The organism is Mesorhizobium sp. WSM4871 (assembly GCF_055811295.1).
The window spans coordinates 18,518-35,585 of record NZ_JBVVPU010000011.1; the positions used below are offsets into that span (position 1 = coordinate 18,518).

Below are 17,068 nucleotides of genomic sequence, written 5' to 3' on the forward strand. Positions count from 1 at the left end.
AGCTATTAGCATTCAGCGGCGAAGGGACCGGGATCCGCAAGAAGTCGCAGCGTGGTCTCATCTCTCCAGATTCGTTCTGATGCGCGCAGCTGCCGTCGGCATCTTCTACAGAAGAATCTGCTGGAGTAGAAATTAACAGCTTCCCACAATCTGCTGCCCCGGTCTGCGTAGGATCCATGTTCTTGCCCGCTCTTATCGGAGTCAGTGGCACGTCTGCCCGGCTCTTGTCGGGCAGACGCAGAAAAGTTCAGCCAGCTTTGCTGAGACTGCCAGCGGAGGACTTGCCAGTACGGCGGTCCTGTTCGATCTCATAGTTGATCTTCTGGCCGTCGGTGAGGGTCGAGAGGCCTGCGCGTTCGACAGCAGAAATGTGGACGAAAACATCCTGACCGCCATTGTCGGGCTGGATAAATCCAAATCCCTTGGTGCTGTTGAACCACTTCACCGTTCCGGTCGCCATAGTCGTATTCCTTGTAAACATTTCGATGCGGGCAGGCCATAAGCCAGTCCGCCCGCTTCATACCGAGATTTTAGGGGCAGCAAAAGCGAGAAATTGCAAAAGCCCAGTCCAATCGCAACCCGGCGCGCAAGGCTCATGATCGCCTGTCGCCCCAAGCATCTCGCGCTGGAGCTCGAATGGCCCAAAAGACAAGCGATTCCTGCAACGCTCCGAAAAAAGATCGCAGAACCGCGTCTATCGCTGGTTTTGGAGTCGTATCACGGGATCTGCGATCTACCGACTTGAGCAAGGGTACGCTGACGACACAGCGACTACGGGCGCGCGCTAACGCCATCATATTCGTCGCTCGCCTACGGATGGTTCACCTAGCAACCTTTCAAGTGGCAAGCACTTCCCATTCGGCGATGTCAGATGTCCGACAATGTCAGATACCCTGCACCGTCGACGCTTCAATGCCGGCGACCGTGGACATCGCGCGCAGCGTCCAATGGGCCGCCTCATGCGGCGGCGTCGCCTGCGTCAGGCGGACGATCTCGGCGACGTGCTTCGGCGGGACCGGCGCCCTTCCGGGCGAACGGGACCGGTCGCGGAGCAGTCCATCGAAGCATTCGCGCATGAACCGCTCCTGCGAGCGACAGACACAGGTCTTGGACTTGTCGGTCTCGGCCATGATTGCCGAGGTGCCCAGACCATCGCCGCTCATCACGCCTTCTAGGCTTCCAGGGTCCGCGACGATCACTTGCAAGCGCCGACGATCGCTGGCCGAGCCGTTGAGGGACATGCCATGGGGATGCATCAAACTCACACGCTACACCGCAAACGGAATCCCAAAATCGGACCTTTTTTGATCCGATCAATCCACTCTCATGCCCGCCGATCCGATCGGCGGGCATGAGGCACTTGTACGGCGGATGTGAGGTGCAAGAGGCCGCGGGTCGGGCCGCATGACCTGGTTTCGTTTGGGGCTGCCTCTGTCTAGGTGGCGAGCGTCGAGGCTGATAGTGAAGACGAGGCTCCCCGGCATTGTCGCGCCTCCAGCGCCGCGTATCGCGCCGAGGCTGATCCCGTGTTGTGGTCTCCTCTGCTGGCGGTCTGTCAAATAGTGGTCACGCCGCCTTTGGCGCGGATCGCATTCTTGCCGCGCGCGCTCAGCCGACGATTTCGGGTGCACAGTCGAACTTGCGCTTTCCACCCGATATCGCGAACGATTTTCGGCAGCGCCTCGATCCGGTCGACCTTATGCTGGCCGATGCGCGCTCCCATCCGGTAAGCCCAGGCGCCTTCGACCAGCGCGCGCCGGGCATGAGTATTGCCGGCTCGGTGATGCCGCCGCGCCAGACGGTCTCAGCACTCGATTGTTCTCCGGGGACCAGGCCGAAATAGGCCATGAGCTGGCGTGGGTTTGAGAAGCGTGTGAAGTTCACCGACCTCCGCGCCCGGCACAGGGCATTAATCACCGCGATGCCGCGCATCGCCTGCAAAGCGTCAACGAACGGGGCGCTGCAGGCGCCGTTCCGCATCCATGACGGCATCGACATAGTCCTGAAATGCGACCTGCTGAGCGGGATGGTCGAGGGCCGAAGCCATCGCCGATAAGCCTTTCGCCAGGCCCTCCCGCGCTCATGCTAGCGCCCGTGACGGAGCAGAAATCCTTGAAGATGTTGGCGCGCTCGCGTCACCACTTGTCGCACGACGGCTGCGCAGCCGGATCAGGTCGCGCATGGCTTCATGATCGGCGTCGGGCACCCAGACGGGGTCAACTCTCCGGCCCGATGAGGCGAGCGGGCCTGGTGGCGTCGCGACGGTTCGTCTAACCCGATGGCCAGGCTCCCGCGAACTCGCGTCGGGGCCACTACGTCGCACCGATGGCCGAGGCGCGTGAGTTGGCGATGAACGCCATAGCGGCACGGGCAACTCGCGCACCGAGAGGTGCGGAAGCAGTACCCAGCCCTCGGGGACAAGCGAATTACCTCGGCGCACGACCTCATCAGGGGGCATGCCGTCCATGCACTCCCCCTCCAATCTGATCTCGCCTGCGATGGCTTCACCAGCCGCAGATAGTGTTCATCAAGCTGGTCTTGCCCACGCCATTGCTGCCCACGTCGGCGGCGTGACGCCACTGATCTTCGCGCCGAAGTTCAACTCGTCGATAGCGCATTGCCTGTGTCCCCTCAGCGAGGACGCAGCCGAAATGCAAGACCGTGGTCCGGTCACAAAGACGGATCACGGATCGCATATCTAAGCTTCTCGCTTGCCGGTGACCTCGGCTGTCTTCGGTCGCGTCTAAACCGGCCTGTGGCTCGTCCAGCGGCAAGATACGAGGTCCAGCCGCCAAAGCTGTCGAGATGCTAAGCATTCGACGGAGCCCGCCAGGAAGATTTCCTGCCGGACTAGCTCGTTGGCCTCGATGTCAATGATGAGGCCGCCGCCGACGAAAGAGAAATCGGGATTGTAGGACACCGGTTCACCCACAACCGCGTTATTGGCCATGACCGGCCAGGCAGCGAGCAACGCTCCCGCTGCAGCAAAGATTTTCGCATACAATCTCATAAAACTACCTTCATAGGGATCATTCGCCATTCGGCCACACGCACGTAACCCTCAGGCGGAAGCGGACGGTCAGGTGCCCAACCGGTCATGTACCTTTCACGTTGGTCAACAGCAGCCCATTGCACCAAACGTGGTCCACCCGTCCCCACTCGCAGGCTGCCGCGGCATCCGGAAAGAACCCACGCCCGTTAAGGTTGGCACTCGTGTTGCAGAGCAGCGGAATCCCAGTGAGTTGCTCATATTCGACCAGGAGCTCTGCAATTGGGTGATCAGATTTTCTAGAAACTGTCTGTAATCGCGCAGTGCCGTCGAGATGAACGATTGCCGGAATTTTCTCTTTCCACTCCAAACGTGTTCGATGATCGAACAGCATGTAAGGATCCGGCGTGCCGGGTTCGAATATCTCATGAGCACGATCCTCCAAGCATATTGGCGCTACCGGCCGGAAGTGCTCTCGACCTTTTACGTTGTTGAGGTGGTTCTTCATTTGCGGCGAAGTCGCGGCCGCCAGGATGCTTCTGCCTCCCAACGCACGTGGACCAAGCTCTGCACGGCCTGAGAGGAAAACGACAGGCTTGTCGTCGGCGAGCACGTTGGCAAGTTCTTTTAAGCTGCATGGAGCAGCATGCCATCCAGGGGGCACGGAGCCATGGTTCATGTTTGGCCCGCTGTAGACCGACCAATCGAGGTGGACGAAGCCTTTGTCGGCGGCTAGGGCGCAGCAAGCAGCACCGATCGCCGACCCGCTGTCGTTTGGAAACGGAGGTACCCAGACTGTATCGAACAAACCGCTCGCGCGAAGTGCACTGTTCCATTTGATATTCAGCCCGCATCCCCCGGCGATGCACAGGTTTCGCGTCCCGGGAACCGACTGCCGCAGCGCGATTGTCATCTCGCGAACAAGAAGGCGCTCGAGAAAGGCATGAAATGAAGCAAGTATGTCCTCGGGTCTCTCGGCGACTAGGCGCGACGCGCTTACATCGAAGAAACCATGCACAGCTGCGAGTAGCGCGTCTTCGCAGCGGCTGCTGCTCCTGTATTCGAGGCCAATCTTTGTGTCGCCGGCGAAGTGTTCGTTATAAAGCTCTTGAAATATAGAGACGATATTTTCGTGAACAGCCCCTAGCGCGATATAGGCCATCAGCTTGCCGGCTATATCTAGATTCCAGCCGGTCCGCACTTCCTGTCTATAGGGACCGAAGTGTTGGCCCGCTGCGGCGTAGGCATGGCCTATAATCGGAAACAGGCATCTGACAAACCGGACTCCGCTTGGTTCCACGTAGTAAAGCCGCGGGAAGATGAAGCCGTCCCATATCAGGCAAAAGGCGGGTTGTTTTGCTTTGGCGAATGAGCTGGTGCAGTATGCGGAAGCTACGTGGCCAATGACATGCGGATAGCTTTCATAAGGAAATGCCCCGCCGCCGAGCATGAGGCCCGAGCTGTGATAGGCTGTCAGGGGACCATTAGCGTCCCGCTCTACATATGGTGCCCCGTGGAGAGTGACCGGGGCACCCTCACTGACAACCTGGAATTCCGATTCGATCTCACCGTCCCAGCCATCGATGACGAACCGGTCAATATCGCGCGGATCGAGGCCATGTTCCGCTAAGGCGGCAGTAATCGTTTCAAGACGATCAATGGATTGGTATCGTGGGTTATTATTGAGTTTCTCCTGCTCGATGCAAAAGATCAATCGGCCGTCCTCGACGACAGCGATCGCCCCGTCGTGCGTTAGCTTGATACCGCAAATGCGCATAATAGATCCCTGTCAAGGTTAGCGTGGCACAAATGTAAAACAATCCGGAAAACGTGAGCGCGAAAGCACGGGACATGCGCTTTCAATTAATGCGCTATGCAGCATCTTGACGGATCGGTAAATTTGATTGTTTGGATTGAGTGCATTCATGGGGTGGATATGCGGCCCATGCCCAACAGGCGTCTAACCCAACCATACTCTTCCTCGTCGAGCACTGATGGGGGCTCAGTTGGGCACCTCGATTTACCGCACTTTCAGCGTGAAGGAGCAGCGGTGACCGCAGGGCAGTTCAGGTGAACGACGGCGTATAATTGGTGGTCTGTCACAGGTTAGTGTGATTCAGAGAGGCTTCCGCAGATTTGGAGTCACGAGCGAAGTTGGTACGCCGCGGCACGACGCGGCCTGCGACGACTACGACGCCATCGTTCTGCGGGGGAGCAGGCATCTCGACTTCCTGCGGCATCTGCAGGCCTACTATTTCGGCATTCCCTGCGCCCTTTTCATAGTCGATCAAGGCGGCGATTGCGCCCGATTGGCCCAAGCCTGACTCGAGTCGAATCGAGGCGCGCCTGTTCTATCGGCATATCGACCCGGCGCCCCTCGGCTGGGATAGACCGCATCGACAAGCGCGGCCGCTCCCTAGCGTCAGATGTGCCATCTAGCATGCTTCGAACCCGGGTCTGTAAGGGACCCAGGAGAATGGAGCATGAGGAGACGGATGGAATCTCAAACGCGATCTGTTGGACCCCCTGGCAAAGATCCCCGAAACTGCTCCTGTCATGCCTATGCCTGCACCTGAACGCGAACTGCGCGTCGAGGGCGTGACAATCTTTCCGCCCGGCGAAAGCAAGCCGACCGAGACCGGCCTTGCGTTTGCCATTCAGGCGGGAAGCGCGCTGGGCGTCATCGGCGCATCGGGTTCCGGCAAGTCGACGCTCTCGCGCGCTACTGTCGGCGCATGGCCCCGGCCGCCGGAAAGGTTCGCATCGACGGCGCAAGCCTCGACCAATGGGACCGGGAAGCGTTGGGCCGTCATATTGGATATCTGCCGCAAGGCCAAAGCCCCGGCGCATCGACCCAGTGCGGGGCTTGTTTGGGTTGCCAGATGGTCGGCACCGTATCCAACGATGCAGACCGTGGCTGTACGTGCAGGGCTCCGGAGCTGTTGCTTTGCCGCGAAGAGGAGACTGAGGTGACGGTTTGTACCGGACATTTGGGCAATAGGCAGAGGGCTGCCCATCAGCAATCGGTTACCAACGCTGCCAATATCCGCCGCGCAACGCCCTCCCCCTCCCCTCCCCGAAGCTCCGGTGGAAAGGGCAAGCGAGCTGCCGCAAGACGGCCACTGGCCGTGGAGGTCAGCTCGAAAGACGCTCTCTCCGCCGCCGGCAGGTTTGTCCGGGGAACAGACTCAAGTGATTCAGATGACTTGACCTGCCTTATTGTTTTGAGTCTCGCATTGCGCAGTTTCCGGCGAAAACCCGAGTTTGATCGCCTCAGACGATCACGGCGCTATGGGCGTGATCGAGAGGACGATCCAGTCTTGGCTAAGGTTCATTAGAACAGCGATCGGTTTCTGAGAGGAGGTCCGGGGCAGTTTGTAATGTTCGGGAACCGAACCAATCCACAGAAATATTTTATTGGTATGTCTGTTGGTTAACGCCGTCGGTCCGCGACCCCAGGCATTTGAAAATTAAAGTCAAATTTGCTTTGCTTGGATTCCGCCTCTGGGCACCATTTCCCATCGCTTCCCACGACGTCTCACCCATCAATGCAAATCAATGACTTAGCCTAGTTTGGCGGATTATGGTGACCCATCGCGTACCATTGCAACGCATCGGTTTGTGGGTAACGATTTAGGCGTTACCCATTACCCGGGAGGTCCGTTACCCATGTCTCTCTCCGACTTCGCCTGCAAGAACGCTAAGCCCAAAGACAAGCCGTATCGTCTTGCTGATGGCGACGGGCTTTATCTCATCCGGAACAACGGCTCCAAACTCTGGCAACTGCGGTACCGCTACCTGGAGAAGGAAAATATCCTCTCCTTTGGAAAATATGCGTCAACCGGTCGGAAGGAACTTTGCCGACTTCGGAGGGAGAAAGGCCTGACGCAGGAGCAGGTGAGAGCCCGGTCGGGCTACAGCCAGCAATACCTAAGCAGTCTGGAACGTCGTCGACGCAATCCTACTGTCATCACCCTTTTCGAACTCTCCCACACGTTGGGTGTCAGCCACGTCGAATTAGTAAAGCCGGATGAAACAGCTAGCGCTGTCTAGCGCGTCGGCCATAAATCGCCCGCGCGCCTGGCCGCTCACGAGGCCGCTACCAGCCGTGCCTTCGGTGGGCAGTCGAGTGGTGGCGAGAGTTTTCTTGTCGACAGCCGCGCAAGTCGTGCTCGGATCGAGCCCGTGGGGTCAAGAGCAGACTGACTCCGGTATCCGTCAGGCTGGCGATGAGCAGGATGCGTCGTAGCGTTCCATCGAAATCAGTTAGCGCAGCAGTCCCGAGCCCGACCACTGCGATCCGCGACCAGGGTTTTGTTGAGCCAGTGCGGATCCACTGCGGGACGGCGAGCAACAGCGCCTTCGTGTAGGGGTGGTCGGGCGTCCCCATGACGCCGGTCCCGGGGTCACAGGCAAGGACGGACCAGCCACCAGTGCATATGTATTAGCTGTGATTTTGAATGGCTTTCCCCCAAACTATTCGATCGTAGAGCGCGATGCCACATCACCTATAGGCGCGCCTTATGGGTCACATCCGTAAAACGATTGGAGGTCCGTTCGGAAACATCCTTACACTCAGGAAGCACAGAGACCGGGAAACTTGGCATGTGGTCAAATGGGAGAAGCAAACAATGAATGAGAAATCGAGCGGCTCAGTAAGGCTTTATAACGGGCCTCCGAAGTGCGCAGGTATGACCAAACGACAGTTTCTGGCTGGCTCCGCGGTCGCCTTAACGTCTCCCTTCTATTTGCGCCAAAAAGCCTGGGCGTCGACGCAGCTGGTTATCCGCACCTCGGGCGGGAAGTACGACGAAGTCAAGCGCGAGACTGTCTACGAACCGTTCCGCAAAGAAACCGGCATCGAGATCGTTCCAGTGGCCGCAACGGTGCCGCGACTCGTCGCCATGGCCCAGTCGGGGAACATCGACATCGACTGCTTTGACATCGGCGGCGACACTGCGGCGCAGCTTCATCTCCTCGGGGTGCTGGATGATCTGGACTACGCGTCGTGGAAGTACACGAACGCCAACGACATTGCAGCCGATGCAAGAAAGAAGACCTATGTCGCCAATAACATGGGCGCCTTCGTGATGACCTATGACACCAAGGTATTCAAGGGCGACAACCGGCCCCGCAACTGGTCCGAATTCTGGGATACATCTCGGTTTCCCCAGTCGCGAACATTGCCGAGCATGACAGTGGGCACGCCGAACCTTGAATTCGCGTTGTTGGCCGACGGCGTGCCGCGTGATCAGATCTACCCGATCGACATTCCGCGCGCGTTTGCGGCAATGACGAAGATACGGAAGACCGTTCCGAAGTTCTGGGACACCGGATCGTTGTCGGCGCAGATGATGGCGGACGGCGAGGCGGCGCTGGGCTCGATCTGGAACACCAGAGCACAGCTTGCAATCGACGAGGGGGCGTCACTCGCGATTGATTGGACGGACAACCTAGTCATCTTGCAAACCAACGCAGTTCCGAAAGGCAGCCCGCGTGCCAAGGAAGCCAATCTTTTTATCGACTACAGCCTCAGCCCCGAGGTGCAGGCCCGATGGCACCACGCGTTCAGGAGCATTCCGATCAACTCGCGCGCTTTCTCGGCAACGGTGAGCACGCTCATCGACCCCGAAGCCAACCAGCCCTGGACCGTCACCAAGGGCTTCCTGATGAACGATCTCTGGTGGGCGCAAAACCGCAATGCCGTGAGCGAAGCTTGGTCGAACTGGCTACTCGAAGCGAAGTGAGCTGAGCCATGTCGGAAACGACCGGTGGAGCAGGCGTAGAAATTCGTGGGCTATCCAAGAGCTACGGATCCCTGACAGTCGTCAAGGACTTCGAGGTGAGTCTGGAGCCGGGGGAGTTCTTCTCCATCCTTGGTCCGTCGGGTTCAGGCAAGACGACAGCCCTGATGATGATCGCAGGGTTCACGCAGTCGGATGCAGGCCAGATTTGTGTGGACGGACAGGATCTGGCGCCCGTTGCTCCGCACAAACGTGGTCTTGGAATGGTGTTTCAGAGCTATGCTCTGTTCCCACATTTGAACGTCTACGAGAACGTCGCCTTTCCGCTCAAGGCGCGGGGCATGGCATCCGAGCTGCACGGGAATCGCATCTCCTGGGCCATTGAGATGGTTCGCCTGCAAGGGATGGAGCGCCGCTTCCCGGAGCAACTGTCCGGCGGGCAGCAACAACGTGTCGCGATTGCACGCGCGATCGTTTTTCACCCCAAACTGATCCTGATGGACGAGCCTCTGGGCGCGCTTGATCGGCATCTTCGCAAAGCGATGCAAACGGAACTGAAGGACATCCAGTCTCGCCTGAACATGACCACCGTGTACGTGACCCATGACCAGGAAGAAGCCCTGACGATGTCGGATCGGATCGCGATCATGAAGAACGGGAAGATCATGCAGGTCGGCGCGCCGCGCGAGGTTTACGAGAAGCCGTCCTGCAGCTTCGTCGCTACCTTCTTGGGTGAAGCAAATCTGATCGAGGGTGTGGTCGAATCGTCGAATAACAAGAAAAGTGCGATTCGCACCGCGAGCGGCGAAGTTCTACGCTGCGCGGGCGAAAGCCCGGTCGGCAGCAAGGTGTTCCTATTTATCCGCCCGGAGAAGATCGACCTGCTTGACGTGTCCGGTGCGAGCCCCAGCTCCGGTAAGAGCGCGCTCAAAGCCACGGTAAAGCACGTCCGTTTTCAGGGCAGCACAGTTCACTATACACTCGTATCCAAGGCCGGCCTGGAGATTTCTGCTGAACTCCGCAACGCTCCTTCGAACTCTCGTTTCAGTCCGGGCGTGGAGGTATTGGTTAGTTGGGATCCCGATGTTTCCTCTGCTTTGAGCGAGTGACCATGGACTCCCGAAAAACGCAGCTACTGTTGCTTGCGCCCGGCGCTGTGCTGTTCGTCAGCGTCTTTCTCTACCCCCTGATCGGTTACTTCGTTGAGCTGCTGCTTCTTCAGAGGCCCCTCGCTGCAACCTTTAATGAAGCGTACGCGGTGCTGACGTCGCAGGCGACGGTGAGTGCACTGGGAACTACCAACGCCATCGCGTTCGCGGTGACCGTACTCTGCCTTATCATCGGCTATCCGATCGCCTTTTTCATGACAGTCGCCAACCGGACGTCGCTGGCCATCGTCTCGCTGTGCATCATCGTGCCTTACTTTGTCAGCGTCATCGTCAGGACTTATTCGTGGATGGTCATTCTCGGTAAGAACGGGGTGATCAACAGCGTTCTCCTGTACGCAGGCATCATCTCGTCGCCGGTCTCGATGATGTACAATCGATACGCCATCGTCATTGGCATGGCGTATGTGATGCTGCCCTACATGGTGCTGACCCTGTTCGCCACCATGCGCAGTATCGACGCGAGATTCGTCCGCGCCGGTCTATCCCTGGGTGGATCGCCCATTTACGTATTCCGCCGTGTTTACCTGCCCCTCAGCAGTCACGCGATCTTTTCGGGGTCAGTGCTCGTATTCATGCTGTGCCTCGGCTTCTACGTGACGCCAGCTTTGATGGGTGGATCCACCAACGTCATGATTTCGATGCTCATCGTGCAGCGCGTCGATGTTGAACTGAACTTCCGCGCCGCTGCCATTCTGTCGCTGATCCTGTGCGTGTCGACGATCCTGCTCTACGCAGTCTATGCACGAGTAAGCCGGCTCGACAGCCTCTTGGAAACCGGCCGATGAAGCGCGGCCTCCAGATCTACGTTTGGTTTGCCGTTGCTATTCTGGCGTGCCCGATCCTGATCGTGCTGCTGTTGTCCTTCGGGGACCAGGGCTCCCTGCGGTTCCCGCCTGACTCCTACTCGTTGCGATGGTTCCGCGCACTGTTCACCGATAGCCGCTGGATGGCTTCGTTTTTCCAGAGCCTCCAGATCGCCACCTTTGCCAGTGTCGTATCAACCGTCACGGGCTTCCTTTCCGCCTACGGGCTGCGTGTGCGCAACTTCGCCGGCCGAAAGCAGGTTTTTTGGCTGCTGCTGACACCGATCATGATGCCATCCGTGATTCTTGCGGTGGCACTCTACTACGTGTCGTCCGACGTCGGCTTGATCGGCAATACGTACTGGCTGGCGATCTGCCACTCCGTAGTGACACTACCCATTTCCACGATGATCATTCTGTCATCTCTGAAGACAATCGATCAGAGTATCGAGCGTGCTGCCGTGGTTCTCGGTGCCAGCCTCTGGTTCAGGCTGACGCGGGTCACCATTCCACTAGCGCTGCCGGGCATCGTGTCCTCGCTGATCTTCTCGTTCCTGAGCTCATTCGACGAACTGATCATTTCCTTATTCCTTTCCGGTCCGCGGGCGCAAACCTTGCCCGTTCGCATCTGGAATAGCCTGATCTTCGAGGTTGAGCCGGTAATCACCGCGGTTAGCGCAGCCCTGATCGTCTTGACGGCACTGGCACTCGCCCTCGAAACCTTGGCCCGCGGCCAGGCTAGGGCCGCACGAGCACAAGAGAACGCATCATGACGAGGTTAGGGCACCAGAGGAGGATTGCATGACGGACGCTGGACGTGGCGCTGACTACGATGTGGCGATCGTCGGCGGCGGAATCGCAGGTGCAAGCTGTGCGAGGCATCTGGCAGCCGCAGGCTACAAGGTGGTTCTGTTCGACAAGGCGGATTTCGCCAGCGGCTCGACAGGGCGCTCTGCGCGCATTCTGCATTGGGGTGTCCGATTTCTGGCCCCAACGAAGAGCGCGATGGAGCATGTGCTGTCGCCAAAGGCCTTCCTGCGCGCGCTGAAGTCGTCCAGGAAGATCTATAGGGATTATCTCGATTATGCGGAGACGATTGGAGATTACCTCAATCCAATTTCCCTGATACTTCCCTTCCGCAAAGACCTGAATATCTACGGCTGGCAGATCGACTTCGGCTCGATACTAGTAGGCGGTCTGGCAGCACGCAATCGGGTTGCTTTCAAGCGTTATAGCGGCGGGGCACCGCTGCCTGGCGGTCCGCGCTTCAAGCAACCGAATGACATCCGTAACTTTGTGGAGTTCAACGATTACCAATTCATGTGGCCCGACCGCATCTGCATCGATGCCGTTTTGGATGCCAACAGGATGGGCGCCGACGTACGCAACTATACGGAGGTGATCTCGCTCGTCTCGCGGAGCGACGGCAAGGCGCCGTGGCATGTTTGCGCCAGGAGCGTCGAAACCGGCGACGAGTATGAAGTGACCGCAAAGTTCGTCGTCAATACCGGTGGCGTCTGGGTGGATGAGATCCTTCGCCTAACTAACCCTGGCATGAATGCGCGACCGAGCCAGAAGGTGGCGGTCACCAAGGGCACCCATATCATGGTGCGGCTGCCAGAAAACTATCGAAACCGCGGCATCGTGGATCGCAAAACCGGCGACGCGGCCCTGTTTGTGATGCCTTGGGGCGAGTACCACTACCTCGGTCCGACGGAGACGTCATTCGACGCCAACAAGGATGTGGTGACGCCGACCTGGGACGAGGTCGATATAATTCTAAAGGAAATCTCCGGCCGGCTTACCGACGTCTCCGTGTCACGATCGGATGTGTTGTTCGCCTGGTCAGGCCTGCGACCCCGGACGTACAAGGAAGGCGTTCCGGGCGGGGTGGGCACGGAAGCCGGCGTCCTGCATGATCTTGAGAAGGAAGGCATCGGCAAGTACCTCGCCATCACCTGGTGTACGATCAACCAGCATCGCTCCACCGGGTTTGAGGTCACCAACTTCATTTCGGACCGGGTGAAACCGAGGGGACCCAAACAGGCGGTTTCCTACAAGCCGCGCACAAAGCTATCAAAGCAGGTGGTGATCGAAGGAAAGCGGACGCCGTCGATGGATGATGTCCGCAAGGCGGTCCGCGACGAATATGCGCGGTCGCTGCGAGACGTATTCATTCGCCGCACGCCCTACGGTTGGGGTCCATATCTAAAGCGCGAGGACGTGGTCGCGGCATCAAGGGAAATGCAGGATTTCTTTGGCTGGTCCGCGCAAAGACGAGCCGAGGAGGTGGATGACTTCACAGCGTACATGAAGAGCTTCCACATGTACGACCTTGCCTGAGCCGTGCCAGCTGAGAGTTGAGAACAGACCATGGCGACACTCGAGATCACCGACCTTCATACGTCAGGTGAACCCGTCCGTATCGTAACAGCGGGATTTCCACGGATCGAAGGTACGACGATCCTCGAGAAAAAGGCGTTTGCCGAAAAGCACCACGACTGCGTCCGGCAGGTCCTAATGTTAGAGCCCCGAGGCCATGCGGAAATGTTCGGCATGATTCCGGTGGAACCGACGCTGCCCGGTGCGGCTATCGCCGCGCTGTTCATTCACACGACTGGGTTTTCGATGATGTCAGGCCACGGTCTAATCGCATTCTGCCGCTGGGCGCTAGAAAGCGGCCGTGTACCCATGGCGGAACCTGTAAGCACCTTCGGGGTCGAACTACCCTGCGGTCTCATTGACGTGCGTTGCGAGGTGCGCAACGGTTGCGTGGTTTCAACGTCGTTTGAAAGCGTACCGGCTTTTCTTACCAATAGGGATGCCGTGGTTGCTGTTGACGGGATTGGCGATGTTACGCTGGATGTCGCTTACGGCGGGGCTTATTACGCGATTTTGCCGGCCTCGTCGGTCGGCCTCTCGCTAACCGGAGATCCGTTCACAAAGTTGGCGGAAACTGTAACCAGGATCAACGATGCCGCGCGCCAACAGGTCGAAATCAAGCATCCTGGGCGGCAGGAAGCAGGATATCTATTCGGGACGCTGTTAACGGACGATGCCCCGTCCCCGGCCGACACCTATCATCTATGCGTTTTTGCGGACCGGCAGATCGACCGTAGCCCAACCGGCGGAGGTGTGATCTCGCGCATGGCGCGTGATCATGCACGTGGACTCGTGCCACTTAAAACAGCACGGCGCTTCTTCGGTCCCACCACCGCTCCGTTCACAGGCTCGGTCGTTCGCAAGACAGATGATGACGCACACGCAGTCGTGGTCCGGGTCGCAGGCTCGGCCTTTTTCACTGGGCGCGGAACAGTGATCGTGGATGAAGAAGATCCGCTCCGGCATGGATTCGGTCTTCCCAAAACTTATGGGGCTTTGCAGCAAACCTGAGACTTACCGTCGGCTCAAACGCCGGGCCAAAAAGCCATCCGACCCGGCAGGCCTTTCAGCGGGAACACGGAACAAGACCTCATGTCGTTTATCACCTTGCACCGAGGCGGCACGTTGCCGACACGCGCGCCGTCCGCGAAAACTCCTGATGTAATCGTGGTTGGAGCCGGCATTGTCGGCCTGTGCATAGCCTGGCAGCTTGCTCGCAGAGGAGCCGCCGTCCGCCTTTTTGAGCCTAATCGACCCGGCAGCGGATGCTCGTCCGGCAATGCTGGTGCGTTCAGCCCAGGCTCGATCATTCCACTGGCCACCCCCCGGACTATCCGGGCGGCACCAGGCATGCTCGTCAATCCCGCCGGGGCCCTCCATGTGCCGCCGAGATACTGGTTGACCGCCGCGCCCTGGCTATTTCGCTTCATGGCTTCGGCCACGCCGGGCAAAATGGCGGCGGCGTCCCAGGCGCTGGCTGCGCTCTACCGGCCAGCGATTGAGGCATACCGCGAGATTCTGGGTGACATCGGCGCGCTGCATCTGCTGCGCCAGAACGGTCACCTGCATCTATACCGCTCTGATAAGCATCTCTCCCAGGACAAGCCAGACTGGGACACACGTCGTCGACACGGAATAGCCGTAGAACGCGTGTCGCGAGGGCAGATCGAAGACCTCGAAGAAGGCATTGCTCCCGCCTACCAAGTTGGCATGTTTCTTCCTGATCATGGAATGGCCATTGACCCCTTCAAAGTGGCGAGTGCCATCGCCGACGCGCTTGCCCAACGCCACGTTCGTTTTATTGCCAAACCGGTTTCTGCGCTGGCCACAGAAGGACGACGCGTTATCGGTGTCGAGGCTGACGGGCTCATCCATCGGGCTGATCACGTAGTTCTTGCGGCCGGTATGTGGTCAAAAGAGCTTCTGCGAGATATCGGCTACCACGTTCCGCTCCAATCGCAGCGCGGATATCACATCGACATCCGCGGTGCGGGAGTGAAACCGGCCCGGCCGATCATTCCGGCCGACCGAAAGGTATTTATTACGCCACTGGAAGATCGCCTCCGGGTTGCAGGCACGGTGGAACTTTTGGGCCTCGAAGCGCCTCCGACGGAGCGCCGCGCCCGCTTGTTACTCAATGACCTGACTGGGGTCTACCCGCAGGCCAGGCTTGACCAGCAGGACCCCTTCTGGATGGGTCATCGCCCCTGCCTGCCTGATTCCCTTCCGGTGCTTGGCGGTACTCGGCACTGGGGGGGCCTCTGGCTGGGCTTCGGCCACGGCCACCTCGGTCTGACAGGCGCGGCGGTAAGCGGCGACCTGATCGCCAAATGCATCCAAGGGCAGCCGCTGGGCATCGACCTATTGGCGTTCTCGGTAGATCGTTTCGCTTGAAGACGTCTTTCTGACTTCAAGGCCCCTGATTGCCACAAGCTGCTGCCGCAGCCATGCCATAGCAGCAGGGCACGTGCCTCAACCCGCACCGCTACGATTTGGGCGGAGCTCCGACGACCAACCTACAGGTCAATCAGCACGGCCTTGGTACGGCGGTTCGCGTTGTAGGCTTCGCGGCCAAGATCCTTCCCCAGCCCAGATTCTTTCCAGCCACCCGTGGGCAAGATGTGGTCCCGCGAGCGGACATATCGGTTAACCCACAAGGTGCCGGCCTCGACTTTCTTGACCAGCCGCATGGCGCGCGACAGGTCGCGAGTGAAAAGGCCCGAGCATAGGCCGTAGGTCGGGTGCTTAGACAAGGCGATCGCCTCGTCCTCACTTCCAAACTGCTCCACAGTGATCACCGGTCCGAAAATCTCCTCAGCGACTGCCGGCGAAGCCTGAGTGACGCAGGTGATGATGGTCGGCTCGTAAAAGCTCCCTTCCCTGTCCATGCGCGCGCCGCCACAAACCACTTCCGCGCCGGCTTCACGTGCCCGCGAAACGATGGTGTCGATGCGGTCGAGTTGCTTTTCCGATATGATCGGCGAATAGGTTGATGCATCGTCCCAAGTGGGGCCAGGGCGCACTTCGCGCATAATCGCTGCCACCTTGTTCGTCAGCTGCTGCGCGATTTCCTTGGCCGCGATAATACGTGAGCCCGCCACGCAGACCTGGCCGGCATTGCCAAGGATGCCACGCGAGATGCAGCGTGCGGCGAGATCTAGATCGGCATCGGCAAAGACAATGACCGGCGACTTGCCGCCAAGCTCCAGAGTAAGCGGTTTGATGCCGGTTCGACCGATGTTCTCCATGATCGTGCGGCCCGCTAACGTGGAGCCCGTGAAGGAGATCTTCGCGACTTCCGGATGCGTGACCAGCGCAGTGCCGGTAGTCACGCCATCGCCGAGCACGATGTTGATCAGGCCAGCGGGCATACCGGCCCGCACCGAAAGCTCGGCGAGGTAGAGGGCCGAGTAAGGCGTAATCTCGGACGGCTTCAGCACTACGGCGTTGCCCGCGGCCAGCGCGGGGGCCAACTTCCAGACCGCCATGACCAACGGGAAATTCCAAGGCGTGATCGCGCCCACTACGCCATAGGGCGAGGTGTCGATGAAACCCATCTGACTGTCGGCGGTCGGCACCACTTGGCCGCCTTCCTTATCGGCAAATTCGGCAAAAAACCGGATTTGCTCGGCAGCCACCATGACATCACCAACTCGCGACTCCGCGATAGGCCGCGAAGACCCCACGGATTCGAACATGGCCAGCAATTCGGCCTCAGCCTCGATCAGGTCGCTCCAGGCGTACAAGGAGCGCACCCGGTCGCGTGGTCGGACGGAGCCCCACTGCGAAGCTTGCAATGCCTCCTTCGCCGATTGTACAGCGCCGTCGACGGTCTCGGCGCTCGCCACCGGAATGGCGCCCAGCCTGCGCCCGTCCGAAGGGGCGAGCACCTCGATCCCGGCAGAGCCGCCGACATATTGGCCACCTATATAATGGCCGGTCGGCAAAGTGAGCTTGGCGGGATCAAAGGACAGTGACATG

14 protein-coding genes and 4 pseudogenes are annotated in these 17,068 nt (G+C 59.1%); 11 read left to right on the forward strand and 7 right to left on the reverse strand.

Translation table 11 applies throughout. The features are described from left to right. Positions 1–247 precede the first annotated feature (247 nt). The 4 genes and pseudogenes from AC0L2H_RS22095 to AC0L2H_RS22110 all read right to left on the reverse strand — a co-directional run. Positions 248–460, reverse strand: coding sequence for a cold-shock protein (locus AC0L2H_RS22095; RefSeq protein WP_019863204.1), 213 nt, complete (start codon positions 458–460; stop codon positions 248–250). A gap of 424 nt (positions 461–884) precedes the next feature. Beyond that, positions 885–1,241 carry a helix-turn-helix domain-containing protein gene (locus tag AC0L2H_RS22100; RefSeq protein WP_155249156.1) on the reverse strand — a complete coding sequence of 119 codons (357 nt, stop codon included), beginning with the start codon at positions 1,239–1,241 and terminating at the stop codon, positions 885–887. A 314-nt stretch (positions 1,242–1,555) separates the two neighbouring features. Further along, positions 1,556–1,723 carry a hypothetical protein gene (locus AC0L2H_RS22105; RefSeq protein ID WP_223217963.1) on the reverse strand — a complete coding sequence of 56 codons (168 nt, stop codon included), beginning with the start codon at positions 1,721–1,723 and terminating at the stop codon, positions 1,556–1,558. A gap of 116 nt (positions 1,724–1,839) precedes the next feature. Further along, positions 1,840–1,884: pseudogene (locus AC0L2H_RS22110) on the reverse strand (hypothetical protein); the annotation flags it as partial. Between AC0L2H_RS22110 and AC0L2H_RS22115 the strand changes: the two are divergent. Continuing rightward, positions 1,874–2,056 (forward strand): hypothetical protein, encoded by a 183-nt coding sequence (locus AC0L2H_RS22115; protein WP_223217964.1) that lies wholly within the window; start codon positions 1,874–1,876, stop codon positions 2,054–2,056. The pseudogene AC0L2H_RS22110 and the gene AC0L2H_RS22115 overlap by 11 nt on opposite strands. Before the next feature lie 687 nt (positions 2,057–2,743). Here AC0L2H_RS22115 and AC0L2H_RS22120 read toward each other — a convergent pair. Together AC0L2H_RS22120 and nodU are read right to left on the reverse strand one after the other, a co-directional pair. After that, positions 2,744–3,040: a hypothetical protein gene (locus tag AC0L2H_RS22120; protein ID WP_019863202.1), complete on the reverse strand. Its 297-nt coding sequence runs from the start codon at positions 3,038–3,040 to the stop codon at positions 2,744–2,746. Positions 3,041–3,095: 55 nt separating this feature from the next. Then, positions 3,096–4,766, reverse strand: a complete 1,671-nt coding sequence (gene nodU, locus AC0L2H_RS22125) for a nodulation protein NodU (protein WP_019863201.1) — start codon at positions 4,764–4,766, stop codon at positions 3,096–3,098. Between the two features lie 719 nt (positions 4,767–5,485). Here nodU and AC0L2H_RS22130 point away from each other — a divergent pair. The 10 genes and pseudogenes from AC0L2H_RS22130 to AC0L2H_RS22175 form a co-directional block, all read left to right on the forward strand. Continuing rightward, positions 5,486–5,823 (forward strand): annotated as a pseudogene (locus tag AC0L2H_RS22130) (ATP-binding cassette domain-containing protein); the annotation flags it as partial. 835 nt (positions 5,824–6,658) lie between these two features. After that, positions 6,659–6,772, forward strand: a pseudogene (locus tag AC0L2H_RS22135) (integrase arm-type DNA-binding domain-containing protein); the annotation flags it as partial. 49 nt (positions 6,773–6,821) lie between these two features. Beyond that, positions 6,822–7,042, forward strand: a pseudogene (locus AC0L2H_RS22140) (helix-turn-helix domain-containing protein). 578 nt (positions 7,043–7,620) lie between these two features. Beyond that, entirely contained in the window at positions 7,621–8,736 is a 1,116-nt protein-coding gene (locus AC0L2H_RS22145; protein ID WP_473592188.1) for an ABC transporter substrate-binding protein, read from the forward strand. Between the two features lie 8 nt (positions 8,737–8,744). Further along, positions 8,745–9,842, forward strand: coding sequence for an ABC transporter ATP-binding protein (locus AC0L2H_RS22150; RefSeq protein WP_473592189.1), 1,098 nt, complete (start codon positions 8,745–8,747; stop codon positions 9,840–9,842). 2 nt (positions 9,843–9,844) lie between these two features. After that, the gene (locus AC0L2H_RS22155; protein ID WP_473592190.1) at positions 9,845–10,687 is read left to right on the forward strand and encodes an ABC transporter permease; all 843 of its coding nucleotides are present in this window, start codon (positions 9,845–9,847) and stop codon (positions 10,685–10,687) included. Next, positions 10,684–11,478 (forward strand): ABC transporter permease, encoded by a 795-nt coding sequence (locus AC0L2H_RS22160; RefSeq protein ID WP_473592191.1) that lies wholly within the window; start codon positions 10,684–10,686, stop codon positions 11,476–11,478. Before AC0L2H_RS22155 ends, AC0L2H_RS22160 begins: the two co-directional genes overlap by 4 nt. A gap of 28 nt (positions 11,479–11,506) precedes the next feature. Beyond that, on the forward strand, positions 11,507–13,048 hold the full coding sequence (locus tag AC0L2H_RS22165; RefSeq protein ID WP_473592192.1) for an FAD-dependent oxidoreductase: 1,542 nt from the start codon (positions 11,507–11,509) through the stop codon (positions 13,046–13,048). A gap of 30 nt (positions 13,049–13,078) precedes the next feature. Then, positions 13,079–14,098, forward strand: a complete 1,020-nt coding sequence (locus AC0L2H_RS22170) for a proline racemase family protein (RefSeq protein ID WP_473592193.1) — start codon at positions 13,079–13,081, stop codon at positions 14,096–14,098. A gap of 81 nt (positions 14,099–14,179) precedes the next feature. Then, entirely contained in the window at positions 14,180–15,481 is a 1,302-nt protein-coding gene (locus AC0L2H_RS22175) for an NAD(P)/FAD-dependent oxidoreductase (protein ID WP_473592194.1), read from the forward strand. A gap of 122 nt (positions 15,482–15,603) precedes the next feature. On the opposite strand, the gene AC0L2H_RS22180 is transcribed toward AC0L2H_RS22175, so the two are convergent. Beyond that, positions 15,604–17,067, reverse strand: a complete 1,464-nt coding sequence (locus AC0L2H_RS22180) for an aldehyde dehydrogenase family protein (protein WP_473592195.1) — start codon at positions 17,065–17,067, stop codon at positions 15,604–15,606. Between the last annotated feature and the right edge of the window lies 1 nt (position 17,068).